We start from the raw sequence: 18,195 nt of genomic DNA on the forward strand, positions 1-18,195 counted from the left end.
GCAACGACCTGGAGGCACCAGTGAAGAAGAACATCAAGAAGGCCGCTGCCGGCGGCGTCGCCGCGGTCCTGTCCGCTGCCGCCCTCGCATCGTGCGGAGAGGCGCCGGCCGAGCGCGCCGGGGAGGGGAACAGCGACTACCTTCCCTGCATCGTCTCCGACGAGGGCGGGTTCGACGACAAGTCGTTCAACCAGCTCAGCTTCGAGGGCATCGAGGAGGCGGCCGACGAGCTCGGCACCAAGGCCAAGCCCGTCGAGTCCAACAGCCCCAACGACTACACCTCCAACCTGGAGAGCCTCGTCGGCCAGGGCTGCGACACGATCGTGACCGTCGGCTTCGCGCTCTCCGCCGCGACCATCGAGTCCGCCAAGGCCAACCCGGAGACCGAGTACGTCCTGATCGACGACGCGGCTGACGCCGACTTCGACGGCAAGACCGACGCCGAAAACATCAAGCCGATCCTCTACGACACCGCGCAGGCCGCGTTCCTGGCCGGCTACGTCGCCGCCGACTACACCAAGACCGGCGTCGTCGGCACCTACGGTGGCCAGCCCTTCCCGACCGTGACGATCTTCATGGACGGCTTCAAGCAGGGCGTGGAGTACTACGCGAAGACGAAGAAGAAGGACGTCAAGGTCGTCGGCTACGAGGGCGGCGAGAAGGGCTCCTTCACCGGCGAGTTCGTCGCCAACGAGAAGGCCACCAACACCGCCCGCCAGATCATCGACCAGAACGCCGACGTGATCCTGCCGGTCGGCGGCCCGATCTACCAGGGCGCGCTCACCGCGATCGAGGACTCCGGCAAGGACGTCGCGCTCATCGGTGTCGACGCCGACTTCTACGAGACCGACCCGAAGACCCAGGACGTCGTGCTCACCTCGATCCTCAAGAACATGAAGACCTCCACCAAGGACGTCGTCCTGGCTGCGGGTGAGGGCGAGTTCGACGCGACGCCGTACGTCGGCACCCTCGAGAACGACGGGGTCGGCCTGGCGCCGTTCCACAACTTCGAGTCGAAGGTCTCCGACACCCTTCCGGCCGAGATCGAGGAAGTGACCGCGGGCATCAAGGACGGCTCGATCAAGGTCAACTCCTACCTGGCTAAGTAAGCCACCCGGGTTCCGCTCGTCGGGACCGCACGACGAGGGGGCCGGAGAACCCGGCCCCCTCGCCACGTACCTTCTGGAATTTCTCCACCCCTGCAAGGAATGATCCGTGCCATGAGACTCGCGCTTCGCGACATCACCAAGCGCTTCGGCTCCCTGGTCGCCAACGACCACATCTCCCTGACCGTCGAGCCAGGTGAGATCCACTGTCTCCTCGGTGAGAACGGCGCGGGCAAGTCCACGCTGATGAACGTGCTCTACGGGCTCTACCAGGCCGATGAGGGCGAGATCGTCATCGACGACGTGCCGCAGCGATTCAAGGGACCCGGCGACGCGATGGCCGCCGGCATCGGCATGGTGCACCAGCACTTCATGCTCATCCCGGTCTTCACCGTCGCCGAGAACGTCATGCTTGGCCACGAGGCGACCGGCTTCGCCGGCAAGCTCGACCTCGACGCCGCCCGCAAGCAGGTCCGGGAGATCTCCGAGCGCTTCGGGTTCCACGTGGACCCCGACGCGCTGGTCGAGGACCTCCCGGTCGGTGTGCAGCAGCGCGTCGAGATCATCAAGGCGCTCTCCCGCGAAGCCGAGGTCCTCGTCTTCGACGAGCCGACCGCAGTGCTGACCCCGCAGGAGACCGACGAGCTGATGGCGATCATGCGCCAGCTCAAGGAGTCCGGCACCGGCATCGTGTTCATCACCCACAAGCTCCGCGAGGTGCGCGAGGTGGCCGACCGGATCACGGTCATCCGCCGCGGCACCGTGGTCGGCGAGGCCTCCCCGGAGGCCTCCAACGCCGAGCTCGCGGCCCTGATGGTCGGCCGCCCGGTCGAGCTCAAGGTGCACAAGGAACCCGCGCAGCCGGGCGAGCGTGCGCTGGTCGTCTCCGACCTCGTCGTCGCCGACGAGGACGGTCACGTCCACGTCAACGGCGTCAGCTTCCACATCGACGCCGGCGAGATCCTGGCTGTGGCCGGCGTCCAGGGCAACGGCCAGACCGAGCTCACCGAGGCGATGGTCGGGCTGGCCCCGCACGTCGAGGGTTCGATCGAGCTCGACGGCCGCGAGATCGTGGGTCGCTCGGTGCGCAAGGCGCTCGAGGCGGGCATCGGGTTCATCCCCGAGGACCGCCAGGTCGACGGCTTGGTCAGCAACTTCACCATCGCCGAGAACCTCATGCTCAACCGCAGCTATGACAAGCCGTTCGTCTCCGGCGGATCGCTGAACCTCAAGAAGCTCGACACCTTCGCCAAGGAGAAGCTGGCCGAGTACGACGTCCGCGCCCCCGGGGTCTCGACCCTGGCTGGGCAGCTGTCGGGCGGCAACCAGCAGAAGGTCGTCGTCGCCCGGGAGCTCTCCCGTGACCTGCGACTTCTCGTCGCCTCGCAGCCGACCCGCGGCGTCGACGTCGGCTCGATCGAGTTCATCCACAAGCAGATCGTGGCGGCACGGGACTCGGGTGTCCCCGTGCTCGTCGTTTCCTCCGAGCTCGACGAGATCGCCGCTCTCGCCGACCGGATCATGGTCCTCTACCGCGGACGGGTCGTCGGCATCGTCCCCGCCGACACCTCCCGCGACACCCTCGGCCTGATGATGGCCGGCGAATCTCCTGAAGGGATCGACTCGTGAGTGAGAAGGGGCCGGAGAACGAGCCGGCCGAGACGACAGAGGTGACGACGGACGACCGCGTCGGTGAGGGCATCAAGGACTCGGCCTCGGACGCCGACCGGGTGCCGGAGGCGAGCCGCTGGCACGTCGCGCTGCGGGAGATCACCACGGGCAACGCGCTCGTCGCGGTGCTCTCGGTGCTGCTGGCGATGTTCTTCGGATCGCTGATGATCCTCTTCACCGACGAGGACGTCCGCTACGGGCTCTCCTACTTCTTCGCCCGCCCCTCCGACACGTTCTACTACGCGTGGGAGGCCATCTCGGGGGCGTACGTCTCGCTGTGGCGGGGTGCGGTCTTCAACGATCTGGGCGGCACGTTCACCCAGCAGATCAAGCCGATCACCGAGACGCTGAAGTTCGCGGCGCCGCTGACCCTGGCCGGGCTCGGCATCGGCCTGACCTTCCGTGCCGGACTGTTCAACATCGGTGGCCGCGGCCAGATGCTGCTCGGCGGAGCCGCGGCCGCGTTCGTTGCGGTCAAGCTCGACCTGCCGATGATCGTGCACCTGCCGCTGGCGATCCTCGTCGGCGCGCTGGTCGCCGCCCTGTGGGGCGGGATCGCCGGGGTCCTGAAGGCGCTCACGGGCGCCCACGAGGTGATCGTCACGATCATGCTCAACTACGTCGGTTACTACCTGGTCTTCTACGCGCTGACCCGCGAGTCGCTGCTCCAGGCACCCGGCTCGGCCAACCCGAAGTCCGCACCGATGCCGGAGTCGGCGATCCTGCCTGACCTGCTCGGGCCGCAGTTCAACCTGCACGCCGGGTTCCTGCTCGCCGTGCTGGCAACGTTCCTGGTCTGGTGGATCCTCAACCGTTCCTCCCTCGGCTACCGGTTCCGTGCCGTGGGTGAGAACCCCGCGGCGGCGAAGGCGGCCGGCATCAACGTCGGGGTCGCCTACGTCAGCGCTTTCATGATCTCGGGTGCTCTGGTCGGCCTGGCCGGTGTCAACCAGGTGCTCGGCTCGGTGACCGACGGCGCGACCAGCGGACTCGACGCCGCGATCGGGTTCGACGCGATCACCGTCGCCCTGCTGGGACGGTCGCGGCCGTTCGGCATCCTGGCCGCCGGGATCCTGTTCGGCGCGTTCAAGTCCGGCGGCTTCTTCATGCAGGCCTCCGAAGGCATCCCCGTCGACATCGTCCTGGTGGTGCAGTCCCTGATCGTCCTGTTCCTCGCCGCGCCGCCACTGGTGAAGGCGATCTTCCGACTCCCTACGAAGGAGGCCTGAGATGAGTGCCGTAGACCTTCCGGTCAAGGCCGACGCCCAGGGTGTCGCAGAGCGGGTCCCCGGCCTGTGGAAGGCCCCGATCGTGATGGGTGTCTTTACCGTCCTGGTCGCGCTGCTGGTCGTGCTCGGGCCGCGCGAGGGAGACTCCACCTTCCGCTGGAGCCGGGACAGCGACTGGTTCACCATCCCGGACATCAGCCTTCCCGCCAACGGCGTCGTGTGGACGGCCGTGGCGCTGTGCCTGCTCTGCACGGCCTACTCGGCCTGGCGGTCCTACTCCCGGCAGAAGACGCCCCTGGTCGTGATCGCCGCCTTCGCCGTGTTCGCGGTGAGCGGCTTCCTGGCGTGGGCGGTCGCGGGCAAGACCCTCCCCGTGGTGGGCCTGCTCGCCGGCGCGCTCGCGCTGGCGGTGCCGCTGGTGTTCGGTGCTCTGGGCGGCGTGCTCGGTGAGCGAGCCGGCGTGGTCAACATCGCGATCGACGGGCAGCTGCTCTTCGGCGCCTTCGGTGCCGCGATCACCGCCTCGATCACCGGTTCGCCGTGGGCAGGGCTGGTCGCGGCGATGGTCGCCGGGATGCTCGTCGCGCTGCTGCTCGGCCTGTTCGCGATCACCTACTGGGTGGAGCAGGTCATCGTCGGCGTCGTGCTCAACGTGCTGGTCATCGGGTTCACCAGCTTCATGTTCTCCCAGGTCCTCTCGGAGAACGCCGCCTCGCTCAACAACCCTCCGCACTTCCCGCGCCTGGAGATCCCGCTGCTGTCCGGCATCCCGGTCCTCGGCCCGATCTTCTTCCGCCAGACCATCCTGGTCTACGTGATGTACGCGGCGGTCTTCCTCGTCGCCTGGGCGCTCTACCGCTCGAAGTGGGGCCTGCGCGTGCGTGCCGTCGGCGAGCACCCGAAGGCCGCCGACACGGTCGGCATCGACGTCATCGCCACCCGCTACCGCACGGTGCTGCTGGCGGGCGCGATCGTGGGCATCGGCGGGGCGACGTACACGCTGGTCTCGGTGCCGTCCTTCGGACGCGAGATGACCGGCGGTGCCGGCTACATCGCCCTGGCAGCGGTCATCTTCGGCAAGTGGGACCCGATCAAGGCGACCTTGGCGGCGCTGCTGTTCGGCTTCGCCACCAACGTCGAGTCGGTGCTCTCGGTCATCGGCTCGCCGGTGCCGAGCCAGTTCATGCTGATGCTGCCGTACGTCGTGACGATCTTCGCCGTCGCCGGCCTCGTCGGTCACTCACGCGCCCCGGCCGCCGACGGCGTGCCCTACCGAAAGGGCTAGCTCGACTAGCTCGGCGTGCTCAACGTGCGGTGGGCGGCGGCGGCCAGGACCTTGGCGCCGACGCCCACCGCACGCTCGTCGATGCGCAGGTCGCCCTGGTGAAGGTCATAGGTCGGACCGCCGGGAGTGCGTACGCCGAGACGGAACATCGACCCCGGGACCTGCTCCTGATACCACCCGAAGTCCTCGCCCCCGAGGCTCTGCGCGGAGACGACCGCGCCCCGCTCGCCGAGTACGTCCCGGACCGTGTCCACGAGGATCTGGTGGGAGGTCTCGTCGTTGCTCACCGGCGGTACGCCGCGGGTGTAGTCGACGGCAGCCGTCACGCCGTAGGGCGCGATGATCTCGGCGACGACCTCGCGCACCACGTGCTCGACCTCGCTCCAGGCGTCGCTGTCGAGGATGCGTACGGTCCCACCGACCGAGCCGTGGGCAGGGATCACGTTGTGGGCGAGGCCGGCCGAGACCTTGCCCCACACCACGCTGATGCCGGCTCGGGGGTCCATCCGCCGGCTCAGGATCACCGGCAGCTCGGTGGTCACCTTCGCGAGCGCGAAGACCAGGTCGCCGGTCAGGTGCGGGCGCGAGGTGTGGCCGCCGGTGCCGCTCAGATGCACGTCGATCACGTCGGAGGCGCTGGTCAGCGAGCCGGAACGGAGCCCGACCCGTCCGACGTCCACGGTTGGGTCGCAGTGCAGCGCGAAGATCCGCTCCACGTCGTCGAGCGCGCCCAGGCTCATCAGGTGCAGCGCCCCGCCGGGCATGACCTCTTCGGCTGGCTGGAAGAGCAGGCGTACGCCGCCCGGCAGCGGTGACTCCCGATACAGATCGGCCAGGGCGAGACCGGCACCGAGCAGGGCCGTGGTGTGCACGTCGTGGCCGCAGGCGTGGGCGACACCGGGGACGGTGCTCGCCCAGATGTCGGTGGTGACGTCCTCGACGGGAAGCGCATCCATGTCACCGCGGAGCGCGACGACCGTCGAGCCCTTCCCGGCGCCGCCCAGGTCGGCGATCAGGCCGGTCGCGGACGGGCGGTCGACCTGCCAGCCCGCCTTCTCCAGCCGCTCGGCGATCAGCTCGGTGGTGCGATGCTCCTGCCAGGAGAGCTCCGGGTGCGCGTGGATGTCCCGGCGCAGGTCGGTCAGCTCGGCGTCGTAGGCATCGACTCGCTCGGCGAGGAAGGCAGCAGGATCCATGGTCTGGCCAGACTAATCCCTGTCGTAGGCGGCCAGGATCCGGTCCGCGGCCACGGTCGCCGGAAGCTCGCCCGAGAGCACCTCGGCACGCACCTCGTCACGGATCGCTTTCACGCCCGCAGAGTGCTTGAGCCGCTGGTCGAGCTCGTCACGGACGAGTGCCCAGGTGAAGTCGAGCTGCTGCTCGGCGCGCTTCGTACGGAGCCCGTCCTGGCCGAGATGGGCGCGATGGGCCATCACCTGCTCCCAGACCGCGTCCACCCCCTCGTCGTGGAGCGCCGACGCGGTGATCACCGGCGGGGCCCACTCCTCACGCGAGCGCACCAGTCGGAGCGCGCCGGCGAGCTCCCGCGCGGCCGCCCGCGCCTCCTGGGCGCGAGCCGGGTCGTCGGGGTCGGCCTTGTTGACCGCGATCACGTCGGAGATCTCCAGGATGCCCTTCTTGATCCCCTGCAGCTGGTCGCCGGTGCGCGCGATGGTGAGGAACAGGAAGGTGTCCACCATCCCCGCCACGGTCACCTCGGACTGCCCGACGCCGACCGTCTCGACCAGCACCACGTCGTAGCCGGCGGCCTCCAGCACCGCCATCGCCTGCACGGTCGCCCGGGCGACTCCGCCGAGGGTGCCGGCGCTCGGAGAGGGCCGGATGAAGGCGTGGGGGTCCACGGAGAGCCGGGCCATGCGGGTCTTGTCACCGAGGACGGAGCCGCCGGTGCGTACGGAGGACGGGTCGACGGCCAGCACCCCCACCTTGAGGCCGTTGGCGGTCAGCCGGCTGCCGAGCGCCTCGATGAAGGTCGACTTGCCGACGCCGGGGACGCCGGAGATCCCGACCCGCACGGTGTCGCCCGCGGGGAGCTTGGTGAGCAGCTCGCGCGCGATCTCGCGGTGCTGGGGCTTGGTCGACTCCACCACGGTGATCGCCCGTGACACCGCCGCCCGCTTGCCGTCGCGGATGCCGTCGAGAAGGTCTTGTACGTCGGGCCCTGGCATGGCCAGCACCTTAGCCAACTCGTCGAGCCCCAAGCGTTCCGACTCGACCAGCGAGCCTGGCGGGCGCCAGTACGCTCGACCACCGTGACCGAGATGACGAGAACAGCAGTGGTGACCGGCGGCGGAACCGGACTCGGACGTGCGATCGCCGAGCGGCTGGCGGCCGACGGGCTCGCGGTGACCATCGTCGGACGTCGAGCGGAGACCCTGGAGACGGCGGCCACGGAGATCAACGCCACCGTCGGCGCCGACCAGGTGACGTACGTCGTCGCGGACTGCGCCGACCCGGGCGACGTCCGTGCCCTGGCGAGTGCCTGCCCGGACCGCTTGGACGTGCTCGTGCTCAACGCCGGCGGCAACACGCCCGCGAGCGGCGACGACCTGGAGGCACTGGCGCGCGACTGGGCGGCCGACTACCGGCTCAACGTGCTCACCGCGGTGCTCCCGGTCGAGGCGCTGCTCCCCCGGCTGGCCAGGCCGGGCGGCCGGATCGTCGCGATGAGCTCCGTCGCGGCGCTGCGCGGGAACGGGTCGTACGGAGCCACCAAGGGCGCCATCAACACCTGGATCACCGGCCTCGCTGCCGAGGTCGCGGCAGACGGGATCACCGCCAACGCCGTCGCCCCCGGCTTCGTCCCGGACACCGAGTTCTGGGACTCCCGTCGCAGTCCCGAGCTGATCGAGGAACGCACCTCCCGGATCCCGGTGGGCCGCCCCGGCACACCGCACGAGGTGGCCGCACTGGTCGCTCACCTGACCTCACCGGACGCCGGTTTCACCACCGGCCAGGTCGTCGGCATCCACGGCGGAGCGGTCCTGGCCCGGCTCTGACCCGGCCATCTCCCGATGGTTGTGAAGCTGAGAGTGACCCCTAGACCGCGCTCAGCTTCACAACCCCGTCGCCGCGCTGCTGAGTCACGGCAGGAGGTCGCGGAGGACGTCGGGGAGCCGGCTCGATCGGGCGTCGTCCAAGGGCATCCACGTGACACCCACCTGCAGCACATACCAGGCGACGGCAGCGGCGATGATCGCCAGGCCGACGACGGAGACGACCCATCGCTGGGACGGCGACGAGGCGGCGCGGGCGACCGGACCGACGGTGTCGCGGACCCGCTGCGAGGCGAGCCAGGCGGCGGACATGAACGTCATCGCGGCGGCGTAGAGCACGGCGGCCGGCGGCACCCCCAGCGCCAGGAACCCCATGCCGACAGCGGCCGCGATCACACCGGTCAGCACGGTCAGCGCTGCGGTGCCGGGGATGGCGCGCACCAGGTCCCACGGCGAGCGGATGAGCACCCACGGCCCGTCGTACCACTTCCGCCCGCGCGCCTCGCGCCGTTTCGTCAGGTGTTCGGAGGCGAGCGACGCGGCGCGCAGCAGCCAGACCCCGAGGCAGAGGAGGGCGACGCCCAGGAACGGGTAGGCGGCCACGACCCCGGCCAGGATCGCGGCGAGCGCGACCAGGATCAGGAAGTGCATCGGACCAGGCCAGCGCTTGAGCTTGGAGTGAGCACTGGGCGGGCTCCAGCCGGGCTCAGGCTGCGGTGCAGGTGGCGGCGGTGCGTGCGGATCGAACCGACGCACCACCAGCGGCTCGGCCGGCGCGTCAGCGACCGTCACCGCGGTCGGAGGCACCTCCTCCACCTCCGGAGGCACGACCTCCGTCGCCGCGTCGCCGGCAGCGTCCGGGTCGACCAGCGTCGGCTTCAGCTCTGCGGCCGCGGGTGCGGCGGCCAGTGGCATCGTCAGCGGCAGCACCTTCGTCACCGCCGCGGCATCGCCCCCGGACCACGGCGCCTCGGGCTCCATCAGCCATTCCCGCAGCTCCTCGAGCCCGGGCCGGTCCGCGGGGTCCGTCGCCAGCGCCGCCGCGATGACCTCTCGCATCGCACCGTCGATGCCGCCGAGATCGTGCTGGCCACGGCGTACGCGATCCAGGACGGCCATCGACGGCCCGGTCCCGAACGGCGGCCGGCCCAGCAGCGCGTAGGCGGTGGTGGCCGCCCACGAGTGCACGTCGCTGGCCGGGGACGCGGGCGTCCCCTCGAGGATCTCCGGCGCCAGGTAGCCCGGCGTACCGACCAGCCACCCGGTCAGGGTGATCTTGGGATCGTCGGCGACCCGGGCCAGCCCGAAGTCGATCAGCACCGGCGTACGTCCCTCCATCACCACGTTGGAGGGCTTCACGTCGCGGTGCAGCACGCCGGCGTCGTGGCAGGCGGCGACACCGTCGGCCAGGCAGCGGGCCAGCCAGAACCGGTCTTCGCCGAGGACCGGACCGTCGGCCTTGATCCGGTCGTGCAGGGTCGGCCCCGGCACGTAGCGGGTCGCGACGTAGGGAAGGTCCGCGTAAGGGTCGGCGTCGAGGACCTCCGCGATCCACGGGCTGCGCACCTGCCGCAGCGACCGCACCTCGCGCTCCAGCCGCGCCCGGGTCTCCTCGTCCCCCACGACGTGGGTACGCAGCACCTTCAGCGCCACCCGCTCGCCGGTCTCCTCGTGGCGGGCCAGATGGACGACACCCATGCCGCCCTCACCGAGCTTGGTGAGGAGCTCGTAGGCCCCGACTCTCACCAGCCCGTCCGCGGATGCCCGCCCGGGGCGTAGGTCCGTCACACCTGTGAGGCTAGACGAGCGCTACGCCTCCGGCGAGGACATTCGCACGACGTTCAGTGGTCGAGCTGCTCCCGCAGGCGACCGAGCAGGTCGAGGGCGGAGTCGGCGATGACGGTCCCGGGAAGGAAGACCGCGGCCGCGCCCATCTGCTCGAGGGTGGCCACGTCGTCGGGCGGGATCACGCCGCCGATGACGATCATGATGTCCGGGCGCCCCTGCTCCTCCAGCGCTGCCTTCAGCGCGGGGAGCAGCGTGAGGTGGCCGGCAGCCAGCGACGAGACCCCGACGATGTGTACGTCGGCGTCGACCGCCTGCTGCGCGACCTCCTCGGGCGTGGAGAACAGCGGGCCTACGTCGACGTCGAAGCCGAGGTCGGCGAAGGCCGAGACGACGACCTTCTGGCCGCGGTCGTGGCCGTCCTGGCCCATCTTGGCGACGAGGATGCGCGGGCGGCGGCCCTCGGCCTCCTCGAACTCCTTGGTCGCCTTCAGCACCTCGGTGACCTTCGAGTCACCCGACGTCGTCGCCTCGTCCCGATACACACCGGAGATGGTACGGATGACCGCCTGGTGCCGGCCCCAGGCCTTCTCCATCGCGTCGGAGATCTCCCCGACGGTCGCCTTGGCGCGGGCCGCGTCGACGGCCAGCGCGAGCAGGTTGCCGTCGAGGTTCGCTGCGGACTTCTCGGCGCCTGCGGCGTTCGTGATGGCCTCCAGGGCCCGGCGTACGTCCTCGTCGTCGCGCTCCGCGCGCAGCCGCTCCAGCTTGGCGACCTGCTGCTTGTAGACCTGGTCGTTGTCGACCTTGAGCACGTCGAGCGGGTCCTCGGAGGGGAGCCGGAAGGTGTTGACGCCGATCAGCTTCTGGGCGCCGGAGTCGAGGCGCGCCTGGGTGCGGGCCGCGGCCTCCTCGATGCGCATCTTCGGGATGCCCTGCTCGATCGCCTTGGCCATCCCGCCGGCCGCCTCGGCCTCCTGGATGTGGGCCCAGGCGCGCTCGGCGAGATCGTGCGTCAGACGCTCGACGTAGTAGGAGCCGCCCCACGGGTCGATGATCTCGGTGGTGCCGCTCTCCTGCTGCAGGAGCAGCTGGGTGTTGCGGGCGATGCGGGCAGAGAAGTCGGTCGGCAGCGCGATCGCCTCGTCGAGGGCGTTGGTGTGCAGCGACTGGGTGTGGCCCTGGGTCGCGGCCATCGCCTCGATGGCGGTGCGGCCGACGTTGTTGAAGACGTCCTGCGCGGTCAGCGACCAGCCACTCGTCTGGGAGTGGGTCCGCAGCGAGAGCGACTTGGGGTTCTTCGGGTCGAACTGGCTCACCAGCCGGGACCAGAGTGCCCGGGCCGCGCGCATCTTGGCGACCTCCATGAAGAAGTTCATCCCGATCGCCCAGAAGAACGACAGCCGCGGCGCGAACGCGTCGACGTCGAGCCCGGCGGCGAGACCGGTGCGGAGGTATTCCACCCCGTCGGCCAGCGTGTAGGCGAGCTCGAGGTCAGCCGTCGCCCCGGCCTCCTGCATGTGATAGCCGGAGATCGAGATCGAGTTGAACCGGGGCATCTTCGCGGCGGTGTAGGAGAAGATGTCGCCGATGATCCGCATCGACGCCGCCGGCGGGTAGATGTAGGTGTTGCGGACCATGAACTCCTTGAGGATGTCGTTCTGGATGGTCCCCGCGAGCTGTTCCGGCTTCACCCCCTGCTCCTCGGCGGCGGCGATGTAGAGCGCCAGCACCGGCAGCACCGCGCCGTTCATCGTCATCGAGACCGACATCTCGTCGAGCGGGATGCCGTCGAACAGCGTCCGGGTGTCGTAGATCGAGTCGATCGCGACGCCCGCCATGCCGACGTCGCCGCGCACGCGCGGGTGGTCGGAGTCGTAGCCGCGGTGGGTGGCCAGGTCGAAGGCGACGCTCAGTCCCTTCTGGCCGGCGGCCAGATTGCGGCGGTAGAACGCGTTGGACTCCTCCGCGGTCGAGAACCCGGCGTACTGCCGGATCGTCCACGGCTGGGTCGTGTACATCGTCGGGTAGGGCCCGCGCAGGAACGGGCTCAGGCCGGGGAAGGTGTCGAGCGCGTCCAGGCCCTCGAGGTCAGCAGGGCCGTAGCCCGGCTGGATCTCGATGCCTTCCGGGCTCAGCCAGCCCTCCCCCGAGGGAGCGGCGGCAGCGTACGGCGGGGTGTCGCCCTGAAGTGAAAGGCCCTTGAAGGAGCTGGGGATGGTCATGCGAGCTTCTCCCTCGTAGCGGTCAGGAAGGCGAGCGCGTCGACGCCCATCGAGGCGGCGTCGTCCACCTCGGCGTCGACCGCGTCGGGCTTCCCGGCGATGATCACGTGCGTGGCGCCGGCTTCGCGAAGGGCCGCGATCGCGGCCGCTCCCCAGGCGCCGTACGTCTTGTCGGACCCGGCCAGGCAGACGACCGGCGGCGCGCCCGCTGCCCGGTAGCTCGCGGCCAGCTCCTCGGCGTCCGCGGTGGCACCCGCGACCTCGACGCCGATGCCGCCGGCGGCGAACAGGTTGGTCGCGAAGGTCGCCCGAGCGGTGTGCTGGGCGACGGTCCCGAGGGTAGCCAGGAAGACCCGGGCGGTGGCGGGGTTGTCACGCAGGGCCTCGAAGGACGCCCCGTAGCGCGCCACCCGCTCGTTGAGCGGGTCGACCGGTCGCTCGGGGAGCGTCTCGGCGAGGTTGGGGAACTCGGTGAGACCGGTGATCGGGCGCTTGCGGCGTGCGATCGCCTTCTCCCGGGCCGCGGAGACCGCGGCGATCCGATCGCGGAAGGGCGAGAAGTCCCGGCCCTGCTCCCACTCGTCCTCGAGCTGGACGAACGCGTCCCAGCCGGCCGCGGCCATGTCGGCGGTCAGCCGCTCGACGGCGTAGGAACCACCGGCGGGGTCGGCGACGGCGGCGACGTGGGACTCGTCGATCAGCAGGTGGGACACGTTGCGGGCGATCCGGCGCCCGAACCCGTCCGGGACGCCGTTGGCGGAGTCGAAGGGCAGCACGGTGACCGCGTCCGCCCCGCCCACACCCGCGGCAAAGGCGGCGACGGTGCCGCGCAGCATGTTCACGTAGGGGTCGTACTTCGACAGCATCGGCCGCGAGCTCACCGCGTGGATACGCATCTCCACGCCGTCGGCGCCGGACAGCTCGAGCACCCGGGACCACAGCTGCCGCGCGGCCCGGAGCTTCGCGATCGTCGGGAACTGCTCGTCGGTCGCCGCGTAGCGGAACTCGATCTGCGCAGCAGCCACCGCAGGCGAGAAACCCGCCTCGGTCAAGGCCCGCAGGTAGGCGACGCCGACCGCGATCGACCAGCCGAGCTCCTGGACGTCGGAGGCACCGAGGTCGTGGGCGGCGGTGGCGTCGACCACGATCGCGCGCACGCCGATCCCCTGGGCCAGGCGCGCCAGGTCGACCAGCTCGGCGAACGCCTCGTCAGGCGCCAGCGGCAGGTCGCGCACGAGCGCACCCATCGGGTCGGCGCCCAGGTTGGTCGCGGCGTGCAGCCCGGTGCCCCGCTCGGCGATCAGCGCGAGCAGGTTCTGAGCGACCTTCACCGCCCCGATCGGCGCGTCCAGCACGACGGGCGCCAGGTCGAGGAGCACCTTGTCGAGGAGTACGTGGAGGTCGGTGGTCTCGTCGGCGGCCACCCACAGCGAGGAGACCCCGCCGTCGAGGTCGACCAGCGCGGCCTCGTTGGCCGCCTTGGCGTCGACGCCGGGGAGCCCGGAGACGAGCGAGCGGATGTCCCAGGCGCCCGCGCGCGTGGGGCGGACCGTGTCGGCGAAGACTGTGTCTGCAAAGGACGTGTCCGGTAGCCCGAGCGGGGCGATCCGGAGTCCGTCGAGAGAGGTGCGCGTCAGCTTGTCCCAGACGAGGGAGTCGGCGTCCTCGGAGGTGAGGCGGCCGGACTTGCGGAGGACGGCAGCCGTCGCCGCCTCCCACTCTGCCTGGGAATGGGCATCCGCCGGCTGGGCAAGGCGCAACGAGTCGGCGCGAGCGGCGTCGTTCATGGGTCGAACCTTAGGCCGACGACGTGGCGGTGGCCACAAAGTGTGAGGTTTACAACCGCTAACTGAGACGCGGCACTACGTTGACCGCCGTGAAGGTACGCACTCCCGGCGGGCAGGTCTATCGAGTCACCCGCCGTTGGGTCCCGTGGCAGCGGAAGTCACGCCGGCTGAGTCTCGACGGATTCGAGGTCCCGATCAGCCCACCCTCCGGCGACGACCCGATCAGCGCGATCCTCCTGGTGCTCTGGCTCGTCATCGCGGTGCCGATCATCGTCGCGATCGTCGCGGTCATGCTGCTGACCGGCATCGAGCTCCTCCTCCTGCTCGCGATCCTCCCCTTCGCCGTCGGCGCCCGGGTCGTCTTCGGCCGTCACTGGACCGTGGAAGTCCGCCGCGGCTTCACCCCGATCCACGAGGAGCGCACCGGTGACTGGCGAGCCAGCGGCGTACGCATCCACGAGATCGCCGAGCAGATCCAGGCAGGCAACGTCCCGGCCGACTCCCTTTCCCGGTGAGGACCCTAGGAGCGTGGCGCACACCGAGTGTGCACGGTGTTCCTTGGGGTGAGGAACCGCAGCAGCGGCAGGCCGGTGTAGACCAGCACCCAGACCGGCCAGAAGAACCCGCGGCCGGTGAGGCGCCAGGCCACCACGGCGATCGCGCTGCAGATCAGGAACACCAGCAGGTCTCGTACGAGGCGGGTGTCCGTCCCGCCGGGCGGGGCAGGATCCTCGCCCAGGTCGTCGACCACCGCGGCGAGATCGGTGGACCAGGTCGCGCTCCACACGCGCTCCGCGCGCGACTCGAGCTCGGGCACGTCGATCCGCCCCGCGACGTACGCATCGACGAGCCGCGTCCGCGCGACCTCGCGCTCCAGGTCACCGACTCTCATCACAGGCCCTCGAGATCGAGGGGCCGCCCCGCGGCGTACAGGTCCTTCGGGCAGGTCGAGGCGGCGCAGTCCTGGTAGCGAGAAGCCAGCCGGGAGAGCGCCTCGACGGTCTCGGCGGAAGCAGGGTCGGCGGCAAGGTTGTGCTGCTCATAGGGGTCCGAGGAGCGGTCGTAGACCTCGACCTGGCCGGTGTGCAGGCGGGCGTAGGTCCAGGAGCCGACCCGGATGCCGGACCACAGCTGCCGGCTCCCGTCGGTGACCCGCCAGCCGGCGACCGGGATCGCACGCACCTGCTCGGGGGCGCGCAGCCACGGCATGATGTCGATCCCGTCGGGAGCGCGCGGCGGGCGGGCACCGGCGGCAGCCAGCAGCGTGGCTGCGAGATCGGGGTTGGTGACCGGAGTCCGCACCGTCAGGCCGCGCGGCACGCCGGGTCCGCTCATCAGCACCGGGATCCGCAGCGACTCGTCGTAGTGCCACAGCTTGCCGTTGAGGTTGTGGTAGCCGTTCGAGAAGCCGTTGTCGGAGGTGAAGACGACCAGCGTGCGCTTCAGCTCGCCGCTCTTCCTCAACCCACCCAGAAGCGAGGCGATGTTGCGGTCCAGGCTACGGATCGCCTCGAGGCGGCGCTGGTAGGCGATCCGGAGCGCCTCCTTCTTCCGCGGGTCGAACCTCGCCCGCGCGGGCGACCCCTTCGCATAGCCCGAGGTGTCCTCGGGAAAGAGGTTGGGTCGCGCCGGGATCCGGATGTTGTCGTAATACCCACGGTCCTGGGCATCGGGCACGGTCACCGACAGCGCGGCATCGGTGCCGGGGTAGATCTTCTTCGGGTCGTCGGGCCCCGACGGCCCGCCGTGGTGCGGCGCCACATAGTTGACCCAGGTGAACCACGGCTTCCCCGACCCGCGCTCGGCCGCGATCCCGGCCTTCGCGTGCTCGGTGATGACGGTCGAGGAGTAGCCCTTCGACTTGATGATCTCGCCGTTGACGTTGAACTTGGGTGAGCGGAAGTTGTACGTCGACGGGTCGACGGTCGCGCGCCACTGGTCCCAGCCGGGCGGTACGTCGCCGCGGGTCGAGCCCTCGCCGTAGCCGTTGAGGTACTTCCCCGCCAGGATCGTCGAGTAGCCCGCCTCCTGGAGCGAGGTGGCGAGCGTCGAGGTGTCGTCGAAGGCCTGATATCCGCCGTGGGGCCCCTCGATCGTGCGCGCACCGTGGTTGTGGGCGTACTGGCCAGTCAGCAGCGAGGCCCGTGCCGGCACGCAGATCGGCGTCGGCGCGATCCCCTCGGCGAAGGAGACCCCGGTCCGCTCGACCAGCTTGCGCACCTGCGGCAGGTGATCCATGTCGAGGTAGGAGAGGTCGTCGACCGTGACCAGCAGCAGATTGGGCTTTCCCGCCGGACGCTCCAGAGCAGGCGTACGCGTCGGGGTCGCCGCCACCGCGGCAGGCTCGTGCACCAGCCCCGTCACCGCGAGCACGCTCATCGCGGCGGTCGCGGCAACTGCCCGTCTGCGGCGGAACGGCATGACCAAACACTCCCAAGTAATTAGAGTTATTTAGTCTACTTTAGCGCGTCAGAATCCCGTCAGATCAAGGGGGCGGTCCGCCGCGTACATCTTCTTGGGGCAGCCGTCGCCGCTGCAGTCGCGATATTTCTCGGTCAGCTTCGCGAGGCGCGAGACCGTCTCCGCCTGGTCGGGATCGTCGGCGAGGTTGTTCATCTCATAGGGGTCGGTCGTGCGGTCGTAGAGCTCGACGCCGCCGGTGGTGAGCTCGACATAGGTCCATCGCCCCACCTGCACGCCGGACCAGAGCCGCGAGGTGCCGTCGGAAGGTGGCCACGCCTCGATCGGGATGACCCGCGCCTGCTCGGGCGCACGCAGCCACGGCATGATGTCGATGCCGTCGGGCTCGTGCGGGTCCTCGGCGCCGGCCACTGCGAGCAGGGTCGTGGCGATGTCGGGGTTCGTGACCGGAGTCGTCACCTCGCGGCCCTCGGGCACTCCCGGGCCGCTCATCAGCACCGGGATGGCGAGGGTCTCGTGGTAGTACCAGAGCTTGCCGTTGAAGTTGTGGTAGCCGGTCGAGAACCCGTTGTCGGAGGTGAAGACGACCAGCGTCCGCTCCAGCTCACCACTGGCCCTCAGCCCCTCGAGCATCGAGGCGATGTTGCGGTCCAGGCTGCGCGCCGACTCGATCCGCCGCTGATGCGAGATCCGGTAGGCGTCCTTCTCGATCTGGGTCGGGTTCTTCCGCGAGGGCGAGCCCTTGGGGAAGTCCTTGCGGTTCTCCGGGAACAGGTTGGGCTGCTGCGGGATCGGCTTGTCGGCATAGACGTCCCGGTCCTGCGCGTCCGGGACCGGCACCCCGATCGCGCCCTTGGTGCCGCGGAAGCGCTGCTTGGGGTCGCCCTTCTGGGTCGGCCCGCCGACGTGCGGCGCGACGTAGTTGACCCATTGGAACCACGGCTTCGCGTCGGCCTCGGCATCGGCCTCGGCCCGGGGAGTCACCTTCTTCTTCGCGTCCCGCAGCGCCGCCTGCGCCTGCTGGGTGATGACGGTGGTCGAGTAGCCCTTCGGCTTCACGACGCGGCCGTTGACGTTGAACTTCGCGCCGAGGTAGTTGTAGGTCGACGGGTCGATGGTCGCGCGCCACTCGTCCCACCCCGGAGGTACGTCCCGCTTGCTCTTCTTCTCGCCGTACTCGTTGAGGTACTTCCCGGTGAACACCGTCGTGTAGCCCGCATCCTGCAGCGAGGTGGCCAGGGTTGCGGAGTCGTCGAAGGACGGGTAGCCACCCTCGGGACCATGGATGGTGTGAGCGCCGTGGTTGTGGGCGTACTGCCCCGAGAGGAGCGAGGCCCGTGCAGGCACACAGATCGGGGTCGGCGCGACCGCGTCGGTGAAGGTCACACCGCTCTCACCGATCAGCTTCTTGACGCTCGGCAGGTAGTCCATGTCGAGGGAGGAGAGGTCGTCGACCGTGATCATCAGCAGGTTGGGCTTCTCGACGGGCATCTCGAAGGCGGGCGTCCGGGTCGAGGCCTGATCGGAGCCACGGCCGGCCGACGGCTCCTGCCTCGGCGCCTGGCCACAGCCCGTCATACCCACGACCCCCGCGACCGCGAGGGCCGCCGAGAGCGCCCGGATCCGTCTGGATACCGCCACTGAATGTCCTCATCACACTGATCGATTG

Annotated in this window: 14 protein-coding genes; 6 read left to right on the plus strand and 8 right to left on the minus strand. The window is 70.0% G+C overall.

Features of this window, described 5'->3' with window-relative positions; all coding sequences use genetic code 11:
* Positions 1-20 precede the first annotated feature (20 nt).
* The 4 genes from WBG06_RS06525 (at position 21) to WBG06_RS06540 (ending at position 5,291) form a co-directional block, all read left to right on the plus strand.
* Positions 21-1,109 carry a BMP family lipoprotein gene (locus tag WBG06_RS06525; protein WP_336735750.1) on the plus strand — a complete coding sequence of 363 codons (1,089 nt, stop codon included), beginning with the start codon at positions 21-23 and terminating at the stop codon, positions 1,107-1,109.
* Positions 1,110-1,220: 111 nt separating this feature from the next.
* Positions 1,221-2,735 carry an ABC transporter ATP-binding protein gene (locus tag WBG06_RS06530; protein ID WP_336735751.1) on the plus strand — a complete coding sequence of 505 codons (1,515 nt, stop codon included), beginning with the start codon at positions 1,221-1,223 and terminating at the stop codon, positions 2,733-2,735.
* Positions 2,732-4,006 (plus strand): ABC transporter permease, encoded by a 1,275-nt coding sequence (locus WBG06_RS06535; RefSeq protein WP_336735752.1) that lies wholly within the window; start codon positions 2,732-2,734, stop codon positions 4,004-4,006. The genes WBG06_RS06530 and WBG06_RS06535 overlap by 4 nt, the downstream gene beginning before the upstream one ends.
* A 1-nt stretch (position 4,007) precedes the next feature.
* Entirely contained in the window at positions 4,008-5,291 is a 1,284-nt protein-coding gene (locus tag WBG06_RS06540) for an ABC transporter permease (protein ID WP_336735753.1), read from the plus strand.
* A gap of 5 nt (positions 5,292-5,296) precedes the next feature.
* On the opposite strand, the gene WBG06_RS06545 is transcribed toward WBG06_RS06540, so the two are convergent.
* Together WBG06_RS06545 and meaB are read right to left on the minus strand one after the other, a co-directional pair.
* Positions 5,297-6,487, minus strand: coding sequence for an amidohydrolase (locus WBG06_RS06545; protein WP_336735754.1), 1,191 nt, complete (start codon positions 6,485-6,487; stop codon positions 5,297-5,299).
* Positions 6,488-6,499: 12 nt separating this feature from the next.
* Positions 6,500-7,498, minus strand: coding sequence for a methylmalonyl Co-A mutase-associated GTPase MeaB (meaB, locus tag WBG06_RS06550; RefSeq protein ID WP_442945411.1), 999 nt, complete (start codon positions 7,496-7,498; stop codon positions 6,500-6,502).
* Between the two features lie 75 nt (positions 7,499-7,573).
* Between meaB and WBG06_RS06555 the strand changes: the two genes are divergently transcribed.
* Positions 7,574-8,311 carry an SDR family NAD(P)-dependent oxidoreductase gene (locus WBG06_RS06555; RefSeq protein ID WP_336735756.1) on the plus strand — a complete coding sequence of 246 codons (738 nt, stop codon included), beginning with the start codon at positions 7,574-7,576 and terminating at the stop codon, positions 8,309-8,311.
* Between the two features lie 84 nt (positions 8,312-8,395).
* Here WBG06_RS06555 and WBG06_RS06560 read toward each other — a convergent pair whose 3' ends face one another.
* The 3 genes from WBG06_RS06560 to WBG06_RS06570 are packed head-to-tail and all read right to left on the minus strand — an operon-like array spanning position 8,396 to position 14,105.
* Positions 8,396-10,096, minus strand: a complete 1,701-nt coding sequence (locus tag WBG06_RS06560; RefSeq protein ID WP_336735757.1) for a serine/threonine-protein kinase — start codon at positions 10,094-10,096, stop codon at positions 8,396-8,398.
* A gap of 53 nt (positions 10,097-10,149) precedes the next feature.
* The gene (gene scpA, locus WBG06_RS06565) at positions 10,150-12,318 is read right to left on the minus strand and encodes a methylmalonyl-CoA mutase (RefSeq protein ID WP_336735758.1); all 2,169 of its coding nucleotides are present in this window, start codon (positions 12,316-12,318) and stop codon (positions 10,150-10,152) included.
* Entirely contained in the window at positions 12,315-14,105 is a 1,791-nt protein-coding gene (locus tag WBG06_RS06570; RefSeq protein ID WP_336735759.1) for a methylmalonyl-CoA mutase family protein, read from the minus strand. Before WBG06_RS06570 ends, scpA begins: the two co-directional genes overlap by 4 nt.
* A gap of 89 nt (positions 14,106-14,194) precedes the next feature.
* Between WBG06_RS06570 and WBG06_RS06575 the strand changes: the two genes are divergently transcribed.
* Entirely contained in the window at positions 14,195-14,620 is a 426-nt protein-coding gene (locus WBG06_RS06575) for a hypothetical protein (RefSeq protein WP_336735760.1), read from the plus strand.
* 5 nt (positions 14,621-14,625) lie between these two features.
* Here WBG06_RS06575 and WBG06_RS06580 read toward each other — a convergent pair whose 3' ends face one another.
* The 3 genes from WBG06_RS06580 to WBG06_RS06590 are packed head-to-tail and all read right to left on the minus strand — an operon-like array spanning position 14,626 to position 18,167.
* Positions 14,626-14,997 carry a DUF1707 SHOCT-like domain-containing protein gene (locus tag WBG06_RS06580; RefSeq protein ID WP_336735761.1) on the minus strand — a complete coding sequence of 124 codons (372 nt, stop codon included), beginning with the start codon at positions 14,995-14,997 and terminating at the stop codon, positions 14,626-14,628.
* Positions 14,997-16,526 (minus strand): sulfatase-like hydrolase/transferase, encoded by a 1,530-nt coding sequence (locus tag WBG06_RS06585; protein ID WP_336735763.1) that lies wholly within the window; start codon positions 16,524-16,526, stop codon positions 14,997-14,999. The genes WBG06_RS06580 and WBG06_RS06585 overlap by 1 nt, the downstream gene beginning before the upstream one ends.
* A 48-nt stretch (positions 16,527-16,574) precedes the next feature.
* Positions 16,575-18,167: a sulfatase family protein gene (locus WBG06_RS06590; RefSeq protein ID WP_336735765.1), complete on the minus strand. Its 1,593-nt coding sequence runs from the start codon at positions 18,165-18,167 to the stop codon at positions 16,575-16,577.
* Positions 18,168-18,195: the final 28 nt, after the last annotated feature.

Origin of the sequence: Nocardioides sp. CCNWLW239 (assembly GCF_037137035.1) — a bacterium.
Taxonomy (GTDB): domain Bacteria; phylum Actinomycetota; class Actinomycetes; order Propionibacteriales; family Nocardioidaceae; genus Nocardioides.

What these genes read in the sequence shown, in the direction of transcription:
- WBG06_RS06530 (WP_336735751.1), top strand. Translation starts at nt 1,221, where the DNA reads ATGAGACTCGCGCTTCGCGACATCACCAAGCGCTTCGGCTCCCTGGTC.
- WBG06_RS06540 (WP_336735753.1), top strand. Translation starts at nt 4,008, where the DNA reads ATGAGTGCCGTAGACCTTCCGGTCAAGGCCGACGCCCAGGGTGTCGCA.
- WBG06_RS06545 (WP_336735754.1), bottom strand. Translation starts at nt 6,487, where the DNA reads ATGGATCCTGCTGCCTTCCTCGCCGAGCGAGTCGATGCCTACGACGCC.
- WBG06_RS06555 (WP_336735756.1), top strand. Translation starts at nt 7,574, where the DNA reads ATGACGAGAACAGCAGTGGTGACCGGCGGCGGAACCGGACTCGGACGT.
- scpA (WP_336735758.1), bottom strand. Translation starts at nt 12,318, where the DNA reads ATGACCATCCCCAGCTCCTTCAAGGGCCTTTCACTTCAGGGCGACACC.
- WBG06_RS06570 (WP_336735759.1), bottom strand. Translation starts at nt 14,105, where the DNA reads ATGAACGACGCCGCTCGCGCCGACTCGTTGCGCCTTGCCCAGCCGGCG.
- WBG06_RS06580 (WP_336735761.1), bottom strand. Translation starts at nt 14,997, where the DNA reads ATGAGAGTCGGTGACCTGGAGCGCGAGGTCGCGCGGACGCGGCTCGTC.
- WBG06_RS06585 (WP_336735763.1), bottom strand. Translation starts at nt 16,526, where the DNA reads ATGCCGTTCCGCCGCAGACGGGCAGTTGCCGCGACCGCCGCGATGAGC.